Source organism: Streptodolium elevatio, from assembly GCF_053592165.1.
In genome coordinates this window covers 23,942-43,638 of record NZ_JBSFVE010000038.1, presented here as the reverse complement: position 1 = coordinate 43,638, position 19,697 = coordinate 23,942, and the positions used below count along the sequence as shown (strand labels likewise).

General features: G+C 72.0%; 16 protein-coding genes. 5 read left to right on the top strand and 11 right to left on the bottom strand.

Annotated features, from left to right (window positions below):
* Nucleotides 1-91 precede the first annotated feature (91 nt).
* The 6 genes from ACWD12_RS38690 to ACWD12_RS38665 all read right to left on the bottom strand — a co-directional run bounded on the left by ACWD12_RS38690 (nucleotide 92) and on the right by ACWD12_RS38665 (nucleotide 7,768).
* Nucleotides 92-1,525 (bottom strand): hypothetical protein, encoded by a 1,434-nt coding sequence (locus ACWD12_RS38690; RefSeq protein WP_450103557.1) that lies wholly within the window; start codon nucleotides 1,523-1,525, stop codon nucleotides 92-94.
* A gap of 135 nt (nucleotides 1,526-1,660) precedes the next feature.
* Complete coding sequence (locus ACWD12_RS38685; RefSeq protein ID WP_450103556.1) at nucleotides 1,661-2,416, bottom strand: hypothetical protein; 756 nt, start codon at nucleotides 2,414-2,416, stop codon at nucleotides 1,661-1,663.
* 131 nt (nucleotides 2,417-2,547) lie between these two features.
* Nucleotides 2,548-4,275 (bottom strand): phosphate ABC transporter substrate-binding protein PstS, encoded by a 1,728-nt coding sequence (gene pstS, locus ACWD12_RS38680; RefSeq protein ID WP_450103555.1) that lies wholly within the window; start codon nucleotides 4,273-4,275, stop codon nucleotides 2,548-2,550.
* A 41-nt stretch (nucleotides 4,276-4,316) separates the two neighbouring features.
* Nucleotides 4,317-5,465 carry a phosphate ABC transporter permease PstA gene (gene pstA, locus ACWD12_RS38675; RefSeq protein ID WP_450103554.1) on the bottom strand — a complete coding sequence of 383 codons (1,149 nt, stop codon included), beginning with the start codon at nucleotides 5,463-5,465 and terminating at the stop codon, nucleotides 4,317-4,319.
* Nucleotides 5,466-5,526: 61 nt separating this feature from the next.
* Entirely contained in the window at nucleotides 5,527-6,528 is a 1,002-nt protein-coding gene (gene pstC / locus ACWD12_RS38670; protein WP_450103553.1) for a phosphate ABC transporter permease subunit PstC, read from the bottom strand.
* 280 nt (nucleotides 6,529-6,808) lie between these two features.
* Complete coding sequence (locus ACWD12_RS38665; RefSeq protein WP_450103552.1) at nucleotides 6,809-7,768, bottom strand: PstS family phosphate ABC transporter substrate-binding protein; 960 nt, start codon at nucleotides 7,766-7,768, stop codon at nucleotides 6,809-6,811.
* Between the two features lie 400 nt (nucleotides 7,769-8,168).
* On the opposite strand from ACWD12_RS38665, the gene ACWD12_RS38660 reads away from it, so the two are divergent.
* The 5 genes from ACWD12_RS38660 to ACWD12_RS38640 all read left to right on the top strand — a co-directional run bounded on the left by ACWD12_RS38660 (nucleotide 8,169) and on the right by ACWD12_RS38640 (nucleotide 13,610).
* A complete protein-coding gene (locus ACWD12_RS38660; RefSeq protein WP_450103551.1) occupies nucleotides 8,169-10,529 on the top strand; it encodes a hypothetical protein in 2,361 nt (786 codons plus the stop codon).
* Nucleotide 10,530: 1 nt separating this feature from the next.
* The gene (locus ACWD12_RS38655) at nucleotides 10,531-11,475 is read left to right on the top strand and encodes a sortase (protein WP_450103550.1); all 945 of its coding nucleotides are present in this window, start codon (nucleotides 10,531-10,533) and stop codon (nucleotides 11,473-11,475) included.
* A 468-nt stretch (nucleotides 11,476-11,943) separates the two neighbouring features.
* Nucleotides 11,944-12,720, top strand: coding sequence for an ATP-binding cassette domain-containing protein (locus ACWD12_RS38650; RefSeq protein WP_435839190.1), 777 nt, complete (start codon nucleotides 11,944-11,946; stop codon nucleotides 12,718-12,720).
* Complete coding sequence (locus ACWD12_RS38645; RefSeq protein WP_450103549.1) at nucleotides 12,698-13,132, top strand: DUF1508 domain-containing protein; 435 nt, start codon at nucleotides 12,698-12,700, stop codon at nucleotides 13,130-13,132. The genes ACWD12_RS38650 and ACWD12_RS38645 overlap by 23 nt, the downstream gene beginning before the upstream one ends.
* A gap of 49 nt (nucleotides 13,133-13,181) precedes the next feature.
* Entirely contained in the window at nucleotides 13,182-13,610 is a 429-nt protein-coding gene (locus ACWD12_RS38640) for a hypothetical protein (RefSeq protein ID WP_450103548.1), read from the top strand.
* Between the two features lie 94 nt (nucleotides 13,611-13,704).
* Here ACWD12_RS38640 and ACWD12_RS38635 read toward each other — a convergent pair whose 3' ends face one another.
* From ACWD12_RS38635 to ACWD12_RS38615, 5 genes are all read right to left on the bottom strand, one after another.
* Nucleotides 13,705-14,160 carry an ATP-binding protein gene (locus ACWD12_RS38635; RefSeq protein ID WP_358362966.1) on the bottom strand — a complete coding sequence of 152 codons (456 nt, stop codon included), beginning with the start codon at nucleotides 14,158-14,160 and terminating at the stop codon, nucleotides 13,705-13,707.
* Nucleotides 14,161-14,432: 272 nt separating this feature from the next.
* Complete coding sequence (locus tag ACWD12_RS38630) at nucleotides 14,433-16,685, bottom strand: 5-oxoprolinase/urea amidolyase family protein (RefSeq protein WP_450103547.1); 2,253 nt, start codon at nucleotides 16,683-16,685, stop codon at nucleotides 14,433-14,435.
* Nucleotides 16,682-17,308 carry an urea amidolyase associated protein UAAP2 gene (locus tag ACWD12_RS38625; protein ID WP_450103546.1) on the bottom strand — a complete coding sequence of 209 codons (627 nt, stop codon included), beginning with the start codon at nucleotides 17,306-17,308 and terminating at the stop codon, nucleotides 16,682-16,684. Before ACWD12_RS38625 ends, ACWD12_RS38630 begins: the two co-directional genes overlap by 4 nt.
* Complete coding sequence (locus ACWD12_RS38620) at nucleotides 17,305-18,054, bottom strand: urea amidolyase associated protein UAAP1 (RefSeq protein WP_450103545.1); 750 nt, start codon at nucleotides 18,052-18,054, stop codon at nucleotides 17,305-17,307. Before ACWD12_RS38620 ends, ACWD12_RS38625 begins: the two co-directional genes overlap by 4 nt.
* The gene (locus ACWD12_RS38615; RefSeq protein WP_450103544.1) at nucleotides 18,051-19,598 is read right to left on the bottom strand and encodes an amino acid permease; all 1,548 of its coding nucleotides are present in this window, start codon (nucleotides 19,596-19,598) and stop codon (nucleotides 18,051-18,053) included. Before ACWD12_RS38615 ends, ACWD12_RS38620 begins: the two co-directional genes overlap by 4 nt.
* Nucleotides 19,599-19,697 lie beyond the last annotated feature (99 nt).

Sequence of the window (19,697 nt, the reverse complement as noted above, 5' to 3'; positions counted from 1 at the left end):
CATCGCCCGCCTGCACAACCTCACCCTCGCCGGATGACCGGCGAATCAAGCCGCCACACTCCGACAACGGAGATCATTTACGGGACAACCCTTAGAGCTGGCCGTCGGCCTCCAGCAATGCCGAGCGGCGCCGCATGCGGTACCAGACCGCGGCACTTCCGGCCATGAGCAGCCCGCCGACCGTGCCGAACAGTCGGGGGTCGCTCATCGCGCCGGTGCTCGCCAGGCCGCCGCCCTTGCCGCCCGACCCGCCGCTGCCGCCGCTGTCACCGCCGTTTGAACCCCCGCTGTCGCCACCGCCGTTGGACCCGCCGGTGTCGGTCGCGGTCGGCGTCCCGGTCTCGGTGGGCGTCGCGGTGTCGGTCGGGTCGCCCGTACCGGTGGGCGGCGGGCTCGAGGTCGGCGGCTCCGACGTCGGCGGCGGCGTCGTCGGGGGAGGGGAGGTGGGCGGAGGCGTGGTGGGCGGTGTGGTCGTCGCCGGGAGTACGCCCAACTGGAGGACGGTCGAGGCCTTCGACGTCTTGCCTTCGGCCTGCACCGCGTGCGCGCCCGGCTGGGTGCCGGACGGCAGCGCGAACGCCTGCGAATGCGCCCCTTGGGCGTCGACCGTCACGGTCTGCCACAGCGGCGCCTGCTCGCCCGTCCGGAACTTGAGCTCGACCTGCTCGTTCGGGGCGAAGCCGGTGAGCCCCACGGTGACCTGCTCGTTCGCCTTGACGTTCTGCGGCGCCAGGCTGATGCCGAAGTTGCTCGCCTGGATGACCGCGGTCCGTTCCAGCGGGGCTCCGCCGGTCTGCGTACCGGTGATGACGAAGCGGTACGTCCCGGTCGTCCAGGAGCCGGGAACGGTGATCGTCGTCGTCCCCGGGAGCCCGCCCGAACCGTCGAGCGTGAAGGTGGTGATCTCGACGGGTGTGGCCGCCGCGTCCGACTCGGGCCGTGCGGCGACCACGACCTGGTCGAAGGGCCTGAAGCCCCTGGCCTGGAACGCACCGGCGGTTCCCGCCGTGTAGGTGAGGCCCATGTTGACGATCTCGGGGTGGTACTCGTTGGCGAGGGGGGCGGCGGTCCACGTCGTACCGGTCACCTGCACGATCGCCTTCGCGAGGACCAGCGGAGCGCTCGCGGCGTCGATGTAGCACAGCGCGCGCATCTGCCACACCTCGCCGCTCTGCGGCAGGACGGCGGCCGTCTTCCAGAAGTTGATATTGGTCTGCACCGGGATGGTGCCGTCGGCCGCCGGACGGTTGTACGCCACGCTCTTGATCTGCGACTCGTCGGCGTTGACCAACTGCAGCCGGAATCTGTAGCGGTGCGTTTCCGGGCACGGGGCGTCGACGACACTGATGGTCGATCCGGTGCCGTTCGAGGGGGCCTCCCCGCCCACCGGCACCTCGCCGGTACTGGGGTCGAAGACGAACTTGGCCGTGGGCGCGGGCTCTTCCGCCGACGCCGTCAAAGCGGTGGTGAGCGATGCCGTGAGCAGGGCCGCTCCGGCCGCGCCGAGGATTTTTGCCAGCAGCATGGCGACTTCCGGTAGGTGAGGGGACGAGGGAGCCGACGGGCCGCGGCCCGGGCGGCGGAGGCCCCGGCGGTGTCGGTGGTCCGATCCCGCCGGGGCCGCCCAACTAGGGCGTCAGGGTGCCGTGCGTGCGGGTGGTCACCACCAGACGCGCGTGGTCTCCAGCGTCACGGCGACCTCGCCGGTCGCCTTGGAGGTGCTGCCGGTGATCACGAGCGTGTACGAGCCGTCCGCGACCGAAGCCGGGATCTGGAGCAGCGCGGCGCCGTTGCCCTGCGGGGTGGTGCCCTGCGGCTGGAGCGACACCGCCGTGGTGGTGCCGTCCGCCGCGCGCACCACGCCGGTGACCTGCTCACCGGAGGCAAACCCGGTGTAGGCGACCAGGGCGAGGCGCAGCGAGCCGATCTTCGACGGCAGCGCGTAGACCGTGGGGCGCAGCGTCGTCCAGACGTTCTCGTTGACCTTGACCGTGGTGGTCGCCAGCGTGGTGATGGCCAGGTCGGCGTCCAGGCACTCGGCCGTGAGCAAGTAGGACGCGCCGTTCACCGGCGGCCGGCTGGCCGGGAACAGCGGCCGCTGACCCACCACCGAGGTGTCCGGGACGCGGTCGGCCGGCAGCGGCGTGCCGAAGCGCGAGCTGCCGAAGGGCGAGGAGGAGACGTTCGGTCCGTCGATCATGAACCGGAACGAGGTGGCGGTCTCGGGGCAGGGGACATTGGTCTTGGCGACCGCCGTTCCCCCGTTGACGGCTCCGTACGTCGGCGTGACGGTGATCGACGGCGTCGGGGCCGCGGCGGCCGTCGGGGCGCTCGCCGCCGCCGGCACCGCGAGCGCTGCGAGGGTCGCGATCGGCAGCAGGGCGGTGGCCAGGGCACGGGGACGGAGGAACATCATGGTGGTGCTTCCCTTCGGGGTTGGCCGGAGCACACCGCGACGCGGGCATGCCCTGTAGGCGCGTGGGGGCGCGCCGGGTGGTGCGACGTACGGGGGCGGAAGGGGGGTGAGCGGTTCTGGGGGCGGCCCGGTCAGGGGCCGCTGTCGCGCGCGGAGGCCCGGCGCTTGTCGAGGTAGGAGTACAAGGCGGGGCCGCCGCCGACCGCGACGGCGAGGGTGCCGATGGCGAGCACGTAGAACCAGATCGCGGGGATCGGCGGCGGGTCGGTCAGGTTCATCGATCCGGCGCTCTGCGCGCCGCTCGCGCTGCCGCCGCCGGCCCCGTCGCCCCCGCCTGTGCCGCCGTCGAGTGCCTCACCGGTCTCGGGGTCGAACGCGGGCTGCCCGCCGGTGGCGTCACCGGTGCCGCCGGTCGCTCCGTTGCCCGCGGTGCCGTCGGCCGGCGTGCCTCCCGTGCCGCCGGTCGCGCCGTTGCCTCCGGTGCTGCTGTTGGTGCCCGGACTGCCGGTCGCCCCACCGGTGTTGCCGCCGGAGCCGGTCGACCCGCCGCCGCTGGTCCCACCGGTTCCGCCCGTGCCGCCGCCGCTCGTGCCGCCGGTGGTGCCGCCCGGCCGGTTGTCGATCGGCTTGGTGTAGCCCGGTTTGAACGTCGGGTTCGGGCAGGCGTCGTACTCGGCCTGGGTGATGTCGGCGAGGTTGCGCGGCATCGCGCCGGGATCGGGCGCGCCCGGGAGCTTCTTCAGCGCCGCGTAGCCGAAGCCGACCAACTGCGGTGGCAGGGGCGAGTATCCGAGGGTGTCGACCTGTTTCTGTCCCTCGCACAGGAAGTACTTGATGTACCGCCCGAGGGTCTCGCCCTTCTGGTTGTTGAACCTGGACCCCGGCGGGAAGTTGGTCGGCACGATCATGTAGCTGTAGCTCGACACCGGGTACGCGCGCGCGTCCGGCATCCGGTAGACGCCGTCGAGCTTCTGCGTCGAGTCGGGCGCCAACTCCGCCTTGGTGAGGGCGATGGACACGGCGTCGGACGTCGGCTGCACGTACCTGCCGGACGCGTTCTTGACCGACGCCACCGGGAAGTTGCGCTGCTTGGCGTACGCGTACTCCACGTACGTGATGGCACCGTCCCCGTAGGACGCCGCGACCCAGTTCGCCACGCCGTCGGACTGCGGCTGCGCCTTGCCGCCGGACGGCACCGGGAAGTCCGAGGTCATACCGGTCTTCCAGATGTCGCCGACCATGGTGGACAGATAGAGGCTGAACTGCGCGCTGGTGCCCGACCCGTCGGAGCGCACCACGGGGATGATCGGCTTCGGCGGCAGGCTGCGGATGTGCGGGTTGTCGGCCTTGATGTCCGGGTGGTTCCAGACCTTGATCTGGCCGGTGAAGATCTTGGCGAGCGTCGGGGCGGACAACTGGAGGTTGCGGATCAGCTCGTTGCCGTTCTTGAGGTGGTACATGAACGACGTGCCGCCGGCGACGATCGGCAGGTAGGCGTACTGGATGCCGCGCTCCCGGAGGATCTTCTGCTCGTCGACGACCTGGCCGTCCGGCGTGCGGTAGGCGCCCTGGAAGGGGATCTCGGAGACGGCGAAGTCCACGGCCTGCTGGGTGAACTGGCTGCGGCCCAGGGTCGAGCCGCCGCCGCCGTAGTTCACCTTGATGCCGCGGCTGGCGACGTCGCGCGCCCACTGGTCCACCGCGACCTGGCTCCAGGTGGAACCCGATCCGTAGATCGGCTCCATCGCGGCGTTCGCGGGCGGTGCCGAGGCGACCGTCATGACGGCGCCCAGTCCCAGCGCCGCGGCCAGGCGCAGGACGCGGGACAGGGCTCGGGCTGGGGACCTGCTGCTGGACACGGTGTCGGCTCCCGACGTGACTCGGTTTACGGGCAACGGACTCACCGCTCGGACGCGCGGGCGATCCGGCGCTTCTGACGACGGCTCAGCTCACCGGGCGCGCGTCCCGCGACCAGGCGGGTGAGCACGAACAGCGTGAGCACGATGGAGACCAGCCCGACCGCGCCGCCGAACGCGAGCGAATTGAGCCGGTCGCTGGGGGACTTGACGTTGCGCCAGATGAAGAACACCAGCGACTCCTGCTCGCCGTGGAACGGGTTCCAGTTCATCCGCGAGTTGCCGCCCGCCACGAGCAGCACGGGCGACGTCTCGCCGACCGCGCGCGCCACCCCGAGGATCACCGCGGTGACCATGCCGCTGCGCGCGGTGGGCAGGACGATGTGCCAGAGCGTGCGCAGTTCGCTCGCTCCCAGGGCGAGAGACGCCTCGCGCAGGCCGCCCGGCACCAGGCGCAGCACGACCTCGGCGGTGCGGGTGACGATGGGCAGCATCATGACGGCCAGCGCGAGCGACGCCGCGAAGCCGCTGCGGCCCTGCCGGAACTCGATGATGAGCACCGCGTACACGAACAGGCCCGCGACGATGGACGGCAGCGCGCTCATCGCCTCCACCACGATGCGGACGATCCCGGCGAGGCGTCCGCGGACCTCGTTGAGGTAGACCGCGGCGGCGATGCCCAGGGGCACGGTCATCACCGTGGCCAGTGCGACCTGCTCCAGCGTTCCGACGATCGCGTGCCCGGCGCCGACCGCGACCTCGGGGCCGCTCAACGCCCCGAAGTACTCCTGGGTTTTGGTGAAGAAGTCGAGATCGATGGAGCTCCAGCCGCGCTGGAAGATGTAGGTGATGACGGTGAACACGGTGCCGAGCAGCGCGAGCATGCCGGTGGTCACGACCGTGCCGGCCATCCGGTCGCGGGCCCGTACGCCGTCGGAGCGCAGGTAGGTGCTGATCCCGTACAACGCCACGAAGGACGCGTAGGCGACGATCAGGAAGCCCTGTCGGCCCGACACCGGCAGGATCCGGCCGTACAGCAGCCAGGCGAACGACGTGCCGGCGAGCATCGACGCGATGGCGACGCCGACGTCCTCCAGTGGTACGCCCCGCAGCGGCACCCGGCGTTCCGGGGATTCCGGCCCGAGGGGCGGCGGAGGCGCCGGGGGCGTCGGCGGCACGGTGACGGTCGTCATGCTGCGGGTTCTCCACTCCTAGCGGGACGGGGACGAGCGGGTGGCGGGCGGCGTGCGGGCGTCACGCCTCGGTGGCGCCGCCGCTGCGGGACTTGGAGATGGCCCAGCCCGCGACGACGTTGACCAGGAGCGTCATGGTGAACAGCGCCAGACCGGCCGCCATGAGCGCGGACAGCGCGAACTCGTCGGCTTCGCCGAACTTGAGGATGATGAGCGTGGAGATCGTGGAGCCGTGTCCCTCCAGGACCCGCACGGTGAAGCCGGTGTCGAAGGACAGCACGATCGCGACCGCGATCGTCTCGCCGAGCGCGCGGCCGAGGCCCAGCATGACGCCGCCGATGACGCCGCCCCGGCCGAACGGCAGGACGACGGACCGCACCACGCCCCAGCGCGTCGCGCCGAGCGCCAGCGCGCCTTCCTTCTCACCCGCGGGCGCCTGGGCGAACACCTCGCGCATCACCGCGCAGCAGATCGGGATCACCATGCACGACACGACGACGCCCGCGATGAACAGCGAGGACGCGAACTGCCCGTCCACGTACCGGCTTGCGCCTTCCAGCTTGTGCACCTCGAAGACCGGGACGAAGCCGAAGTGGGTGGCGAGCCATTCGCTGATCGGGATCAACTGCGGTTGCAGCAGGAAGAATCCGAAGAGGCCGTAGACGATGCTGGGCACCGCGGCCATCATGTCGACGACCGAGGTGAGCACCCGGCGCGTGTTCGCCGGGGCGTACTCGGTGATGAACAGTGCCGCGGTCAGCGCGATCGGGACGGCCACCGCGAGCGCGATGAGGGCGACGAGGACGGTGCCGACCAGCAGCCCCTTCACCCCGAACGAGCCGCCCACCGGCGACCATTCGTCCTCGGTGAAGAACGACCAGCCGGCCGCGTCGATCGCGTCGTAGCCGCGGCGCAGCAGGTAGATGCCGATGGCGCCGAGCAGCGCGAGGACGGCGCACGCCGCGATACGGGTGGTCCAGCGGTACGCCAGGTCGACCCGCGTGCGCCGGACGACGATGCGGCGCGGAGAGTCGGTTGCGGCGTCCTGCGCTGCGGCGGTCATGCGTAAGCCCCCGGGGTCGGTGCGCTGGCGGAGTCAGCGGGCCTGGAACGAGATCGGATCGAGCCAAGCAGTGGCCGAGTGCGACCGGGGCGACTGCGAGGGAAACAGGAGGTGACAACGAACGAGCCAGTTCGGAAGGCCTGTTGCGTCTCCACGCGGGCCGCCGCCCCGGGGTCGGGTGTGGACTCCGGGGCGGCGGTGGTGCGGAACGGTGCCGGGTGGTGACGCTCGGCCGCGTGGTCGGGCGGTGCGGCCAAGCGTGCGGGGCAGGTGGCTCGGGTCAGGCGGTGAAGCCGTACGTCGCCTTGATGGTGTTCTGCGTGGCGGCCCAGTTCAGGAAGTCCTTCAGGACCTGGGGAGCGGTGGCCGTCTTGTAGACGTTGTAGACGTCGCGGTTGCCCACGAAGCCGCTCGCGCCGGCGGCGACGCCGTCGACGGTGCCGAGGGCGAACTGGGCGCGGCTGTCCGGGACACCGGTGATGCCGGAGTTGGACTGCGCGGTCCAGGCGGCCTTGGAGTAGGGGAGGATCGCGGTGGCGCGGTCGCCGGCGGCGACCTGGTTGCCGCGGTTCTCCTGGACGATCACCGGCTGCGTGGTGCAGCTGCCGGTGGCCAGGTTGGTCGGGTCGAACCCGAGGATGCCGGTGGTGAAGAAGTCACGGGTGCCCGAGCCGGACTGCGGGTAGTAGCGGACGATCGTGCCGCCGCCCGCCTTGCCGTTCGGGACCTGGCTCCAGTTGGTGATCTCGCACTTGTAGATCTTGCGCAGGTTCTCCAGCGACAGGTTCATCGGGTTCGGCGCGTAGCCGCCGTTCGCCTGCGGCAGTGCCGCCCACGAGACCGAGTCGCCGCCGAGGCGGACCGCGTCCAGCGTGACGTCCTCGGCCGGCTTCAGCGGACGCGACGAACGCGCGTAGTCGATGCAGTTGTCGGTGTCGTTCAGCAGGGCGGTGATACCGGCGCTCGAACCGTTCGGCGCGGGGCTGCCGGCCGAGTAGGTCACGCCGGGGCAGGTGCCGAGGTTCTGCACGGTCTGCGACGTCGAGCCGGCGTCGATGCTCGTCCAGAGGTAGTCGGGGTTGTCGAGGGCGTACTCCTCGCTGAGGGCGCGCATCACATCCTGCGTGGTGTCGGAGCCGACACCCGCGTACTCGTCGGTCGCGGCGGTGGCGGACGACGGAACCGCCAGCACGATGGCGGCGGCGACGGCCGCGGTGGCGGTGGCGAGCTTGCGAATCATTGCAGTTCCCTCCCGGAGCCCGATGGGCTGCCGTGTGCCGAATCGGGTGTTGCCGTGGCAACGCCCACAACCTTTGCCGCTGTCCGGACGGTCCGGTGTGACCGCGACGGAAACGCTCGATGGCCCAGATGTCCGCCGCGCAAATGGCCCGCCACGACAGGGAATTCCGGTCGAGGCCGCCGTGGAATGCCGACAAACGGCGCATCTTCGCGGGGCATCTCAACGGCAAGTGACGCACCCGTGTGCGGGAGGGAACGAACGGATGAGTACAACTTCCCGAGTCTGGACGTGAGTTCGACCGACCGGTGAGGTGTGTCCCGGGCCCTGCGCGCGAGTCGGCGCGCGGTGAGCCGCCGCGGTACGCGCGGCCCGACCGACGACCGGAGACACCGTGCAACGCATGTTCCTCAGCCGTCCGTGGCATGCGCCGGGGCTTCTCGCCGCGCTGCTGGCGTTCGTGCTCGGCGCGCTCGGCGGCGTGGCCTACCTTGCCGGGCCGGCCTCCGCCGCCGAATCCGGCGGGCTGGAGGTGACCTTGTCGCAGTCCAACGATCTGGTGAACCAGCGGGTCAAGGTCGCCTGGAGCGGCTTCATGCCCAACGAGTACGCCCTCGGCATCTACCAGTGCCGGGGCACGGTGCCCAAGGGCTCCGACTGCGACGGTGTCAGCGACGTGGAGGTCAAACCGGAGACCGGGCAGAAGGGCATCGTCGTCGGGCACCGCGCGAACTACGGCGTGACCGGGACCTCCGGCGAGGGATGGATCCAGGTCCTTCCCAAGTCGGATCGGCCCTACCTCGGCTGCGACGCCGACACGCCGTGCATCATCGCGGTCGTCATGCGTCCCAAGATCGGTGCCACCGTGGCGGACTTCGGGCCCGCCAACGTGTCCGTGGGGTCTGCGTCCGCGAACAGCCCCCTGAGCACCGAGTTCGACCTCGCAGTCGAGGCGGGGCAGGCCGGGTGGGCGCCGATCCGCTTCGCCCCCGAGCCGGAGAACTGCGCGGACAACGGCGTGGCACTCCGCCTGGCGGGCAATTCCGAGCACACCACGGCCGGCCTGTCCTGGCAGGGCGGGATGTGCCGGGCGGCCGCGCCCATGATGACGACCGTGACCGCCGGGACCTCACCCGAAGGCCGGGACGCCTTCCGCGCCGGGAACGTCGACGCGGCGATCACCTCGCAACCGCTCGGCGGCCCGTTGGACCAACGGCTCGGCACGGCGGGCGACGGCATCCCGGGACGCAAGGCCGGCGAGGTCGTGTACGCCCCGGTCACCAACGGCGCGGTCGTGCTCGCGAGCAATCTGGAGTCGACCGACGCGGAAGGGCGGCCCGTGCCGTTGCCACCGCTCAACCTGACACCGCGGCTGGTGGCAAAGCTGCTCACGGACGCCTACGGCGTGAACGTGAAGTACCGGACGGGCAGTCGGCCCAAGAAGGAAGTGCCGGGCTTTCCGCCGACGTACGAGCATTACAACAGCCTGTTCGAGGACCCGGAGTTCACCGCGATCAACCCCGGTGTGCCCGCGCCGGGGAGCGCGTTGCACGTCATCACCGTGCGGGGTGCCAACGACGACACGATCTTCGAACTGACCCGGTGGCTCGTCTCGGACCGGGCCACCCGCGAGTGGCTCGCCGGAGCGGTGGACGAGAACGGCATCGCGTGCCCGGACGTCTGGCGCACGGGGGCGTCCGACCTCCCCAGCGGGCTGATCACGAACCGCATCGAGGAGTACGAGCTGCGCTATCGCCCGATCAGCTCGTACTGGACGATCGTCGACAACCTCGTGCGGTCGCAGGGGCCGGAGCAATACCTCAACAACGGACTGCCCACGTCCGTGCCCTCCGACGTGCCCGGCAAGCGTGCCGTGATCGCCGTGACCTCCCTGGAGGCCGCCGAGCGGATGCGGCTCCCCGTCGCGCGGCTCCGCAACGCCGCGGGGCGGTTCGTGGCGCCGACCGCCGAATCGATCGCCGCCGGGGTCGCGGCCGCGAAGCCGGGTGCCGACGGAGTGACGCTCACGAACGACTTCGCCGCGACCGACCCGAAGGCGTACCCGCTCACCACCACCGATGTCGTCGCCTTCCCGACCAAGGAACTCACCAAGGAGAAGGCGGCCTCGATCGACACCTACCTCGCGTACGCCTCGGGGCCGGGCCAGGTCCCGGGCCTCGAACCGGGGCGGCTTCCGCACGGCTACGCCGCCTTGAACGCCCGCCAGAAGCAGCAGATCGCCGCCGCCCGCGAGGCCGTGCGCAAGGCCGCAGCGGCGGCCGACTCCCCGTCACCGACGCCCTCGCCGACTCCGCCGGCCACCGGGAACACCACGGGGAACGGCACGGGCGCGTCCGGCGGTTCCGGCGGATCCGGCGGCGACCCGGTCGACGGGGGGCCGCAGGACGACGGGGCCACCACCGGCGGCGCGGCGGCGAACGGCGGTACGGGTGGCGCCGGGGCCTCGCCGCCGCCCCCCGGCAGCCCGACCCCCAGCGCCTCGCCGCGGACCGGTCCGGCCGCCGCGACCGGCGACGACGGCCCGAAGAACCTTCCCGCGGCGATCGCCGAGCGGATCAAGCAGGCGCTGCACGGCGACCCGTCGGCGATCCTCTTCCTCGTCCTGACGGTGCTGTCCCTGGGCGCCGCCGTCGCGGCACCGGTGCTGCTGGGCATCGGCTGGCGCCGCCGCACCGGGAGTTGGCCGCCGCCGGTGGCCGCCCTGACCCGTATCGTCCGCCGCAGGCCCACCGGAGCAAGCTGACATGACCACTGTGGACCCGCGTCCCGACACGGCAGTTCCGCCCGCCCCCGGCGCGGGCGGAGCGGCGGCCCGGCCCACCGAGCCGCGGACGATCCCGAGGAAGCCGGGGGACGTCCGGCCGCCCTGGGACCCCGTCACCATCGCCGGCGTCGCCATGGGCCTGGTGGTCGTGCTCCTCGGCGGCTTCATCGGCTACCTGGCCGTCGCCTCCGACCTGCAGCAGGCCCGCACCCAACGCGAACTGTTCGACCGCGTCTCCGACAGCTTGTACAACGACACCGCCCCGATCGGCGGCGCCATCAAGGAAGGCACCCCGGTCGCGGTCCTGGAGATCCCGGCCATCGACCTCCGGCAGGTCGTCGTCGAGGGCACCACCGCCCGTGAACTCCGAGGCGGTCCCGGCCACTTGCGCAACACGTCACTGCCCGGAGGCTTCGGCAACTCGGTGCTGATGGGCAAGGCGTGGACATACGGCGCCCCTTTCGGCCGCATCGACGCGCTCAAACCCGGCCAGCGCATCTACGTCACCACGCAACAAGGGGACTTCACGTACCTGGTCCGCGAGAAGAAGCACATCCGCAATGGCGCGGACGACGCCATATCCCCAGGCGGAGCACACCAGTTGACCCTGGTCACCGCGGACTCCCGGTGGCGCCCGCGCGGGCGTACGGTCGTCGTCGCCGACCTCCAGGGCGAGTTCCGGATCGCCGAGCCCGGACGCCCCCGGACCGTGCGCGACGACGAGAAGGGGACCGGCGGCGAGTCCGGGGCCGGCATCGGGCTGCTGCTGTGGGCCCAGGCGCTCGCCCTGGTGGTTGCCGTGGCGGTCTGGGCGCTGCGCCGCTACGACCGGCGCGTCACCCTCCTGCTGGGCGTCCCGATCGCGACCGCGGTGCTGTGGAGCCTGTACGACGCGGCGGCGCGACTCCTGCCGGCGACGCTGTGACCGGGCCTCCGGCCCGCACCGGCACCCAAAGTCAACGGCAGGTGACCAAGCCGTGTGCGGGACGGAACAACACGATGAGCACAACACGCCGGGTATGGACGTGAGTTCGGTCAACGAGTGAGGTGGGGACCGGGGTTTTCAGCATGGCATGACATGAGGTGGGGCGCACACGGCCTGACCACGTACGGCCTGACCACGTACGGCGTGACCACGTACGGCCTGACCACGTACGGCGTGACCGACGATCGAATGACCCATGCAACGGATCCGCCTGCACCATCTGTGCGCGTCCGGACCACCGGGTCCGGCCCGCGCGACTACGACCGCCAGTGCACCCGAGCGCCACCCACGACCAAGCCCCTGGCGGGAAAGCGCAATTCGTCCCCGGAGCGGAAGGTTCTCCTCGTGTCCAGCGGCACTACCGCGACCACCCAGCCCATCCCATCGCCGCTCATCCCGAAAACCGGCATCCGCAACGCCTCGACGCTCGAGGCCCGTTCGGTCAGTGCCTGGTTCGGCGCCCACAAGGTGTTGGAGCGCGTCGACCTGACCATGGCCGCCAACAGCGTCACCGCGCTCATCGGCCCCTCGGGGTGCGGCAAGTCCACCTTCCTGCGCATCCTGAACCGCATGCACGAGCTCATCCCCTCCGCCCAATTGGCCGGCGAGGTCCTTCTGGACGGGGAGGACATCTACGCACCCGCACGGCGGCCCATCGACACCCGCCGCCGCGTCGGCATGGTCTTCCAGAAGCCCAACCCGTTCCCGACCATGTCGATCTACGACAACGTCGTCTCCGGCCTCAAGCTCACCGGTCGGCGCGGCGTCGACAAGGACTCCGTCGTCGAGTCCGCGCTCGGCCGGGCCGGCCTGTGGTCCGAGGTGCGCAACCGGCTTCGGCAGCCCGGCGGGGCGCTGTCCGGCGGACAACAGCAGCGCCTGTGCATCGCCCGGTCGCTGGCCGTCGACCCCGACGTCCTGCTGATGGACGAACCCTGCTCGGCCCTCGACCCCACATCCACCCGGCGTATCGAGGACACCATCGCCGAACTGCGCGAGGAGGTCACGATCGTGATCGTCACGCACAACATGCAGCAGGCCCAACGCGTCTCCGACCACTGCGCGTTCTTCCTCGCCGCCGAGAACACGCCCGGCAGGATCGTCGAGTCGGGGCCGACCACTCGGGTGTTCGGCTCGCCGCAGGACACCCGGACCGCCGACTATGTCGCCGGCCGATTCGGGTGAGGCCGAGGCTTCACGCATCACTTCCGGCCGCACCGCCTCCGACCGCGGCGCCTCCGAACGCGGTTCGTCCGACCGCTCCGCGCGGTACGACGTCCACCTGGACGCCGAACGCCGCGTGCGGTGGCGGATGATCGCGCCCAACGGACGGGTCATCGCCCGCTCCGCCCGGGGGTACGCGAGCGCGGCAGTCTGCCGTGCGGAACTGGAGGCGCTGCGCACGCGTGTGGCGGACCTGCGACCGCTCATGGGACGCGCAGACGGGGGTCGGGGCTGGAGCTGGAGCCTCGCATTAGACGGCGGAGCAGTCGTCGTGGTCTCGGCGCGCACGTACGAAAGGTTGGAGAGCTGCCAGATCTCCTTCGACCGGTTCGTACGCGTGCTGGTGACGGTCGCTTTCGGGGAGGACTGGTAGTCGGCGTGGGAGATTTCGGCTGACGGGCGCGATCCACTACGGTGCGTGCATGGCCGATGACACGATGATTATGAAGGCCGAGGCGGCGGCCCGGGCCCTGCTCGACCAGCGCATCGAGCTGATCCGCGAACTGACCGCCGCCGCCTCGGAGCTGGAGCCGTTGCAACGCGCGGCGGCCGAAGGCGAGCAACGGGTGCTGCACGCCTGGACCGAGGCCCTTGCCGGCGGCTGGACCGCCGACGAACTCAAGGGCCTCGGGCTCCCGGAACCCGACCGCAAGGCCATGGCCAAGAAGGCTCCGCCCAAGCCCCGAGCGGCCGCGGCCGCGGCGCCGACTCCCGCGCCCGCCGCTGTGCCGCCGTCCGCCGGGGCGACTCCCGTACCAGTGGCGGAAGTTCCGGCGGCCTCGTCCCCGCCCCAAACCGCCGAGCCCGCAGCCGAGCCCGAGGCCGGAACGGGCGACTCTCCCGAGGCGTAGGCACAAACGCAGGACGCGCGCACACCCGCCGCGACCGGCGTGCGACGCGGGTGTGCGCGGGACCGGTCGCGGCGCGGCGCGTCGGGCGGTCGGGTCAGGCCGCCTGGCAATGGGCAAGGCCGAGTACGGCGGTGACACGCTTGCCGACCGGCTCGCGGCGGATGTCCAGGCTCCGGCACACCGCCACCACGATTTCCAGGCCGTGCTGCCCGGAGCGCATGGGGTCGGAGCCGTGCGGACGGGGCAGGTCCCGGCTGGAGTCCTCGACGGAGACATGCACCGCGTCCGAGGTGCGGGTGAGGATCAGGCGGCTGGGCCCTGGAGCGTACTTGTGGGCGTTGGTGACCAACTCGCTGACGACCAGCTGCGCCAGGTCGGCGTCGTCCTCGGAGACGCGGGCGTCCGCAGGGAACACCGGCGCGGTCTCCACCAGGAACTCCCGTGTGGCCGCGCGTGCCCGGGAGATCCGGTCGTCGCACGGGTAGGTCGCGCTCACCGCGATCGGCCGACTCCCACACGTGCCACCCACGCCGCGTTCCTTGGTACCCATCGCATGCCCACCGCCCTACGTCATCCGCACCGGCCCTCTGCCTGTGCGGCGCTCCGTCCTGTCGGCGAGGACTCGACCAGTCGACGTGGCCGCCGACTTGCCCTGCCGTGTCCTGTTTCGCTCTCACTTGCCGGCTACCCGGCGTGGGCGCGGCCGAACATGCCGAATGGTCACGCCCGGGCAGGACCAAAGGCCGGGCCCCGCGAGCGGTCCGCCGGTCGGTGCGGACCGCTCGCGGGCTTCGGCCCCCGGTCACCCGGGGATCCGAAGCGTCAACGTGCGGCCCACCGGTCGCGTTCCGCCGCGAACGCGGCCTCCCGGCGTGCGGTGAAATCGGCTGCCTCGCGCCGCTGTTCGGCATCCAGGAGGGTGGTCGCCGCGGTCAGGTCGTCCCAGGTCAGGGTCGCCTCACGGATCTCCGGGCCGGCCCGCCCCGCCGCGACCTCGGCACGCAGCCGCAGCAATTCCTCGGGCGCCACGGGACGGAAGCGCAGCCGGTCGAACTGGCGCAGCAGCCACGGAGGTTCCCCGGAGTCGGTGAGCCGCCACACCGGAATCGTGCGGCCGACGAGCTGGTAGCCGCCCGGGCCCTCCATGCCGTACACGCACAGGTAGACGCCGCCGATGCCGACCGCGTTCTCCGGGGTCCAGGTGCGCGCCGGATCGTACTTCGTGGTCACCAGGCGGTGCCGCGGATCGAGTGGCACGGCGACCGGAGCACCCAGGTACACGTCCCCAAGCCCCAGCACGAGGTACGTCGCGGCCTCGACGACCTCGAACACCGCTTCGCGCGACGGGAGGTCGTTGACGCGGCGGATGAACTCGACGTTGTCGGGGCACCACGGCGCGTCGGGGCGCACCCCGCGCTGGTACCGCCGCATCGCCTCGTGCGCGGCGGGGTCGTCGAGGGCCAGCGGCAGCACGACCTCGCGGACCGGCAGTTCGATGCCGCGCGGGTCGGGCAGCGTCGCCCAGGCGGCGCCGACGGCTTCGGCCACGTCCCGGGCGTCGAGGACGCCGGGGTCGAACGCGAGCAGCAGGGAACGTACGCCCTCCACGGTCTCGGTGATACCGGCCCGCACGCTTTCGGCGGGGGAGCAGCCCTCCCGGGAGGGATCCGGCCTGCCGGACACGGCCGTTGCGGACTCGACGGTTGCCCAAGCGACAGTTTCCGACTCGACAGTTTCCGACTCGACCGTTTCCGACTCGACCGTTTCCGACTCGAAGGTTGCCGCCTCGACGGTCGCCGGCCCGGCCAGCGCCCGCGCGAGAAGGTGGACCTGCAGGCGCACCGTCAGGTCGAGTTTCGGCGGACCCGCCTCGACGAGCACATGGCAGTCGCCCGCATGCCGGACGGTGAGCGACGGGCGCACCCCCGACGCCGGCAGGTCGAGCAGCGGCTCGGGCCGGCCCGGCCCGGCGCCGGTCGGCGGGAGGTCGGAGGCATGGCCGCCGAGCACCTCCAGCCACGCCGCGGCCGCCCGGGGATCGGCGAGTTCGGCGTCCCGGGCGCGGTTCGTATCCGCGGCCTCCTCGGGCGTCACCGGGACCAGCCGTACGCGGTCGTCCGGCCGCGCCTGCGCGAGCTTCCAGCGGTCGGCCCGCACCACGACCGCGGGCACCACGAAGCCGCCCAGGCTCGGCCCGTCCGGTCCGACCACGACCGGCGTGTTGCCGGACAGCATGATGCCGCCGACGGGGTACGCGCTGTCGTGGATGTTGCTCGGGTGCAGCCCCGCCTCGCCCCCGTCCTCGCGCGCCCAGCCGGGCGCCGGGCCCACCAGGCGCACGCCGGTGCGGTCCGCACGGTGGTCCACGCGCCATTCCGCGGCGAACAGTTCGGCGAGCCCGGCGTCCGTCAGATGCTCGGGTGCGCCGTGCGGCCCCGGTACGACGCGCAGTTCCCAGCTGTCGGTAAGCCGGGGGAGCAGGGCGGTGACGTCGAGCGGCGCCGCCAGGTTCTCCGCCGAGCCGACCGGGAGCACGTCGCCCGCGGCCAGGGCACGGCCCTCGTGGCCGCCGAACTTGCCGAGCAGGAACGTCGTCCGGCTGCCGAGCACCGCCGGCACCGCGACGCCTCCGCCGACGGCGAGGTACTGGCGCAGGCCCGGGCCGACCGTGTCGCCGAGGTCGAGGACCTGGCCGGGCCCGACGACCGTGACGCGGCCGGGCACGACCGGGCGGCCGTCGAGGGTCGCGTGCTCGACCGCGCCCGCCAGGCAGACCAGCGCGCGCCGTTCGAACCGCAGCACCGGACCACGCAGTACGGCCTCGATGCCGGCCGCCGAAGCCGGGTTGCCCACAGCGGCGTTGGCGAGGGCGAACGAGCGGTCGTCGAAGGCCCCGGAGGGCGGCACGCCGACGCCCCACAGGCCACCGCGTCCGGCCAGGTCGACGACGAAGGACTGCACGCCCGGCGCGACCACCGTGAAGCCGGGTGGCGCGGCAGGCGCGACCGGCGTTGCCGATGCGGCCGGTACGACCCGCGCGGTCTGCGGGCTTTCCGCCCCCGCGACGGCGGTCACGCGGACCACCCCAGCAGCCGCACCGGTGTCGGGTCGTACCCGTTGCACGGGTTGTTGAGCTGGGGGCAGTTGCTGACGACCACGAGGATGTCGCGTTCGGCACGGAGTTCGACGTACTTGCCCGGTGCCGATACGCCGTCCTCGAAGGTGAGCCCGCCGTCCGGGGTGAGCGGCACGTTCATGAAGAAGTTGACGTTGTGGGTGATGTCGCGCTTGTCGAGGCCGCGGCCCCACGCCATGGCCTGGCGTACGAAGGTGGTGCGGCACGCGTGCTGGTGCCGCGTGTGCTCGCCGTAGCGCACGACGTTGCTCTCCTGCGCGCACGCGCCGCCCAGTGTGTCGTGCCGGCCGCACGTGTCGTCGACGATCGTCGCGAGCGGGTCGAGGCCCGTCGACATCAGCACGGAACCGGTGGTGAGGTACACCGCGCCCTGTTCCCGGACGGTGTCCACCGCGCTGTAGCGGTTCGTGTACTCGTGCGCGTCGAAGAACAGCGTGTCGACGGCCTGGTTGCCGCACAGGTCGACGATGCGCAGGCGCCCGCCGGCCGGGATCTCCCCGGTCCAGCCGTCCCCGGCCGCGACGGTCGTGTCCAACAGCACGGCGGTGTCGGTGGTGGTCACGCGAGGCTCCTCTCGGTCGCGGCGAGCGCGCGCCCGGACTCGGCACGAAACACGCGCGACGGGTCGTCCGCCCCCGGAGCCGGCACGGCCGCGACCGACGCGAGCAGGCGGGCCGGCGCCCAGATCGGCATGGGGTCCAGGGGATGCGGCGCGGTCGAGAGCACCACCAACAGGTCCTGCTCCGCCCGCAGTTCCACCCAGTCGCCGACCGCGGCGTGGCCCGGCGTGAAGGAAAGCGAACCGCGCGCGTCCCCGGCCGGCACGACCTTGCTGAACAGATTGAGCGTCGCGTGCAGGTCGCGGCGGCCGAGTCCGTGCTTCCACAACTCGTCGAGGAGCCCCGCCCGGGCGCTGCGCCGCCACGCGTTGCGGTCGTTCGCGTAGTCGGAGGGGCCGAAGCGGTCCCGCACCTGGGCGTCGGTGCTGTGCCCGGTGATCGCGTCGTGCCAGTCGAGGGACGACGCGGTCATCGACGCGAGCGCGCGGCCCATGTCGGACATCAGGACCATCGGCGGGTGCACCCGGGCGGACATCTGCGCCTTGAGGGTGTCCGGGACGTTGAGGCGTTCGAGCGGGTCGGCGGCGGCGAAGACCAGTACGGAGGCGTTGGCGCCGTCGTCCAGGCAGGTCAGGCGCAGAGCCCGGTGGCGGCCGAGGCGTACCGTCCATGCGGCGCCCGCGGCGATCTCGTGCTCGTACAGCGGAACACCCGGCGCGGTGCCGACGGTGTCGGGAAGCGCGGTCACGAGGCCACCCCCGCGGCGACGGCGACCGGTGCGGTGCGCCGGTGTTCACGGCGCAGCAGGGCGTACGCCCCGGCGCCCACGAGCAGCACGCCGCCGACGAACAGGGTGGCGAACCACTCGAGGTACCAGTGGCCGCCCGCCGGGTCGTACACCTCGGCCCGCGGCCAGCCGATGTTCACGGCCATGAGCACGCCGTACACGACCGCGCCCAGGTTCACCACGAGCCCGAACCGGCCCAGCCCGAAGCCTTCGTGGGCGGGCAGGCGGCCGCGCAGTCGGGCGACCAGCATCGGCAGGGTGACCAGGAGGTAGGCGACGTAGACCAGCACGATCGCGACGGAGGTGAGCGCCGTGAACAGCTCCGCGCGGCCGACGTTGACCAGCAGCAGCGCGGCGGCCAGCACCCCGACGATGAGCGCGGGCAGCACGGGAGTCCCGGTCCGCGGTGACACCTTGGCCAGGCGCGCCGAGCCGGGCAGCACCCCGTCCCGCGACATCGAGAACACCAGGCGCGTCGCGGCCGTCTGGATCGCCAGCGTGCACACGAACATCGCGATGGCGACGTCCACGAGAAGGGCCTTGCCGAGCCCGGTGCCGAGCTGGGTGGTGAGGACGTACGGCAGCCCGCCCGCGGCCAGTTCGCCGTCGGTCACACTGGGCGCGGCCATCAGGGCGCCGAGCAGCAGCAGGAGTCCGGCGACACCGGACGCGACCAGCGCGCGCAGGATCGCCCGCGGCGCGGTCTTGCGGGGGTTCTTGGTCTCCTCGGCGAGCTCACCCGCGCTGTCGAAGCCGTACATGACGTACGCCGCCATCAGCGCCGAGACCAGGAACGCCGCGAAGTAGCTGCCGTTCCCCTCCGCTCCTCCGGTGTCGGTGACCACCGACGGGCCCCGCTCGGCGTGCCAGAACAACAGCGCGACCAGGAGCACGATGCCGACCAGTTCGCACGCCACGCCGACGCTGTTGACCAGCGACATCACCTTCACGCCGACCGCCGTGATGACCGTGGTGACCACGATGAGCGCGGTGCCCAGCAGCACGGCGTTGGTGGCGCCGTCGGTCGAGGTGAGCGCGGTGTCGGTGCCCACGAGCTGGAACCCGGACCAGATGCGCGGCAGCACGACCTGGAGCGCGATCGCCGCCGCCGCGACCGAGACGATCTGGCCGATGAGCATGAGCCAGCCGGCGAACCACCCGGTCAAACCGGTCGAGAGGCGGCGCGACCACTGGTAGACGCATCCGGCGATCGGGTAGCGGGCGGCGAGTTCGGCGAAGCAGAGCGCGACGAGGAGCTGCCCGGCGAACACGATGGGCCAGGTCCAGAAGAACGCCGGGCCGCCGAAGGTGAAGCCGAACGCGAAGAGCTGGAACACCGTGGTCAGGATCGACACGAACGAGAAGCCGGCCGCGAACGACGCGAACGAGCCCAGTTTGCGGTGCAGTTGCTGCTCATAACCGAAGGTCGCGAGGTCCGTGGCGTCGGTGGCCTCGGGGGTGGGGGCGGTCGGCGGCGGGCCGGACGGGGCGCTGAGCGTGGTCATGGCATGGGCCTTTCCGCGCGCGGGTCGGCGCAGGGGTGAGGGGCGCGGCGATGGGGTGCCCGGGAACCGGGAGGGAGGTGCGCGTCGGCGTACGCGATC

Bases quoted from the DNA above. Each gene is read 5' to 3' on its own strand.
- ACWD12_RS38690 (WP_450103557.1), bottom strand. From the start codon at position 1,525: ATGCTGCTGGCAAAAATCCTCGGCGCGGCCGGAGCGGCCCTGCTCACG.
- ACWD12_RS38685 (WP_450103556.1), bottom strand. From the start codon at position 2,416: ATGATGTTCCTCCGTCCCCGTGCCCTGGCCACCGCCCTGCTGCCGATC.
- pstA (WP_450103554.1), bottom strand. From the start codon at position 5,465: ATGACGACCGTCACCGTGCCGCCGACGCCCCCGGCGCCTCCGCCGCCC.
- pstC (WP_450103553.1), bottom strand. From the start codon at position 6,528: ATGACCGCCGCAGCGCAGGACGCCGCAACCGACTCTCCGCGCCGCATC.
- ACWD12_RS38665 (WP_450103552.1), bottom strand. From the start codon at position 7,768: ATGATTCGCAAGCTCGCCACCGCCACCGCGGCCGTCGCCGCCGCCATC.
- ACWD12_RS38660 (WP_450103551.1), top strand. From the start codon at position 8,169: ATGTTCCTCAGCCGTCCGTGGCATGCGCCGGGGCTTCTCGCCGCGCTG.
- ACWD12_RS38655 (WP_450103550.1), top strand. From the start codon at position 10,531: ATGACCACTGTGGACCCGCGTCCCGACACGGCAGTTCCGCCCGCCCCC.
- ACWD12_RS38645 (WP_450103549.1), top strand. From the start codon at position 12,698: ATGTCGCCGGCCGATTCGGGTGAGGCCGAGGCTTCACGCATCACTTCC.
- ACWD12_RS38640 (WP_450103548.1), top strand. From the start codon at position 13,182: ATGGCCGATGACACGATGATTATGAAGGCCGAGGCGGCGGCCCGGGCC.
- ACWD12_RS38635 (WP_358362966.1), bottom strand. From the start codon at position 14,160: ATGGGTACCAAGGAACGCGGCGTGGGTGGCACGTGTGGGAGTCGGCCG.
- ACWD12_RS38615 (WP_450103544.1), bottom strand. From the start codon at position 19,598: ATGACCACGCTCAGCGCCCCGTCCGGCCCGCCGCCGACCGCCCCCACC.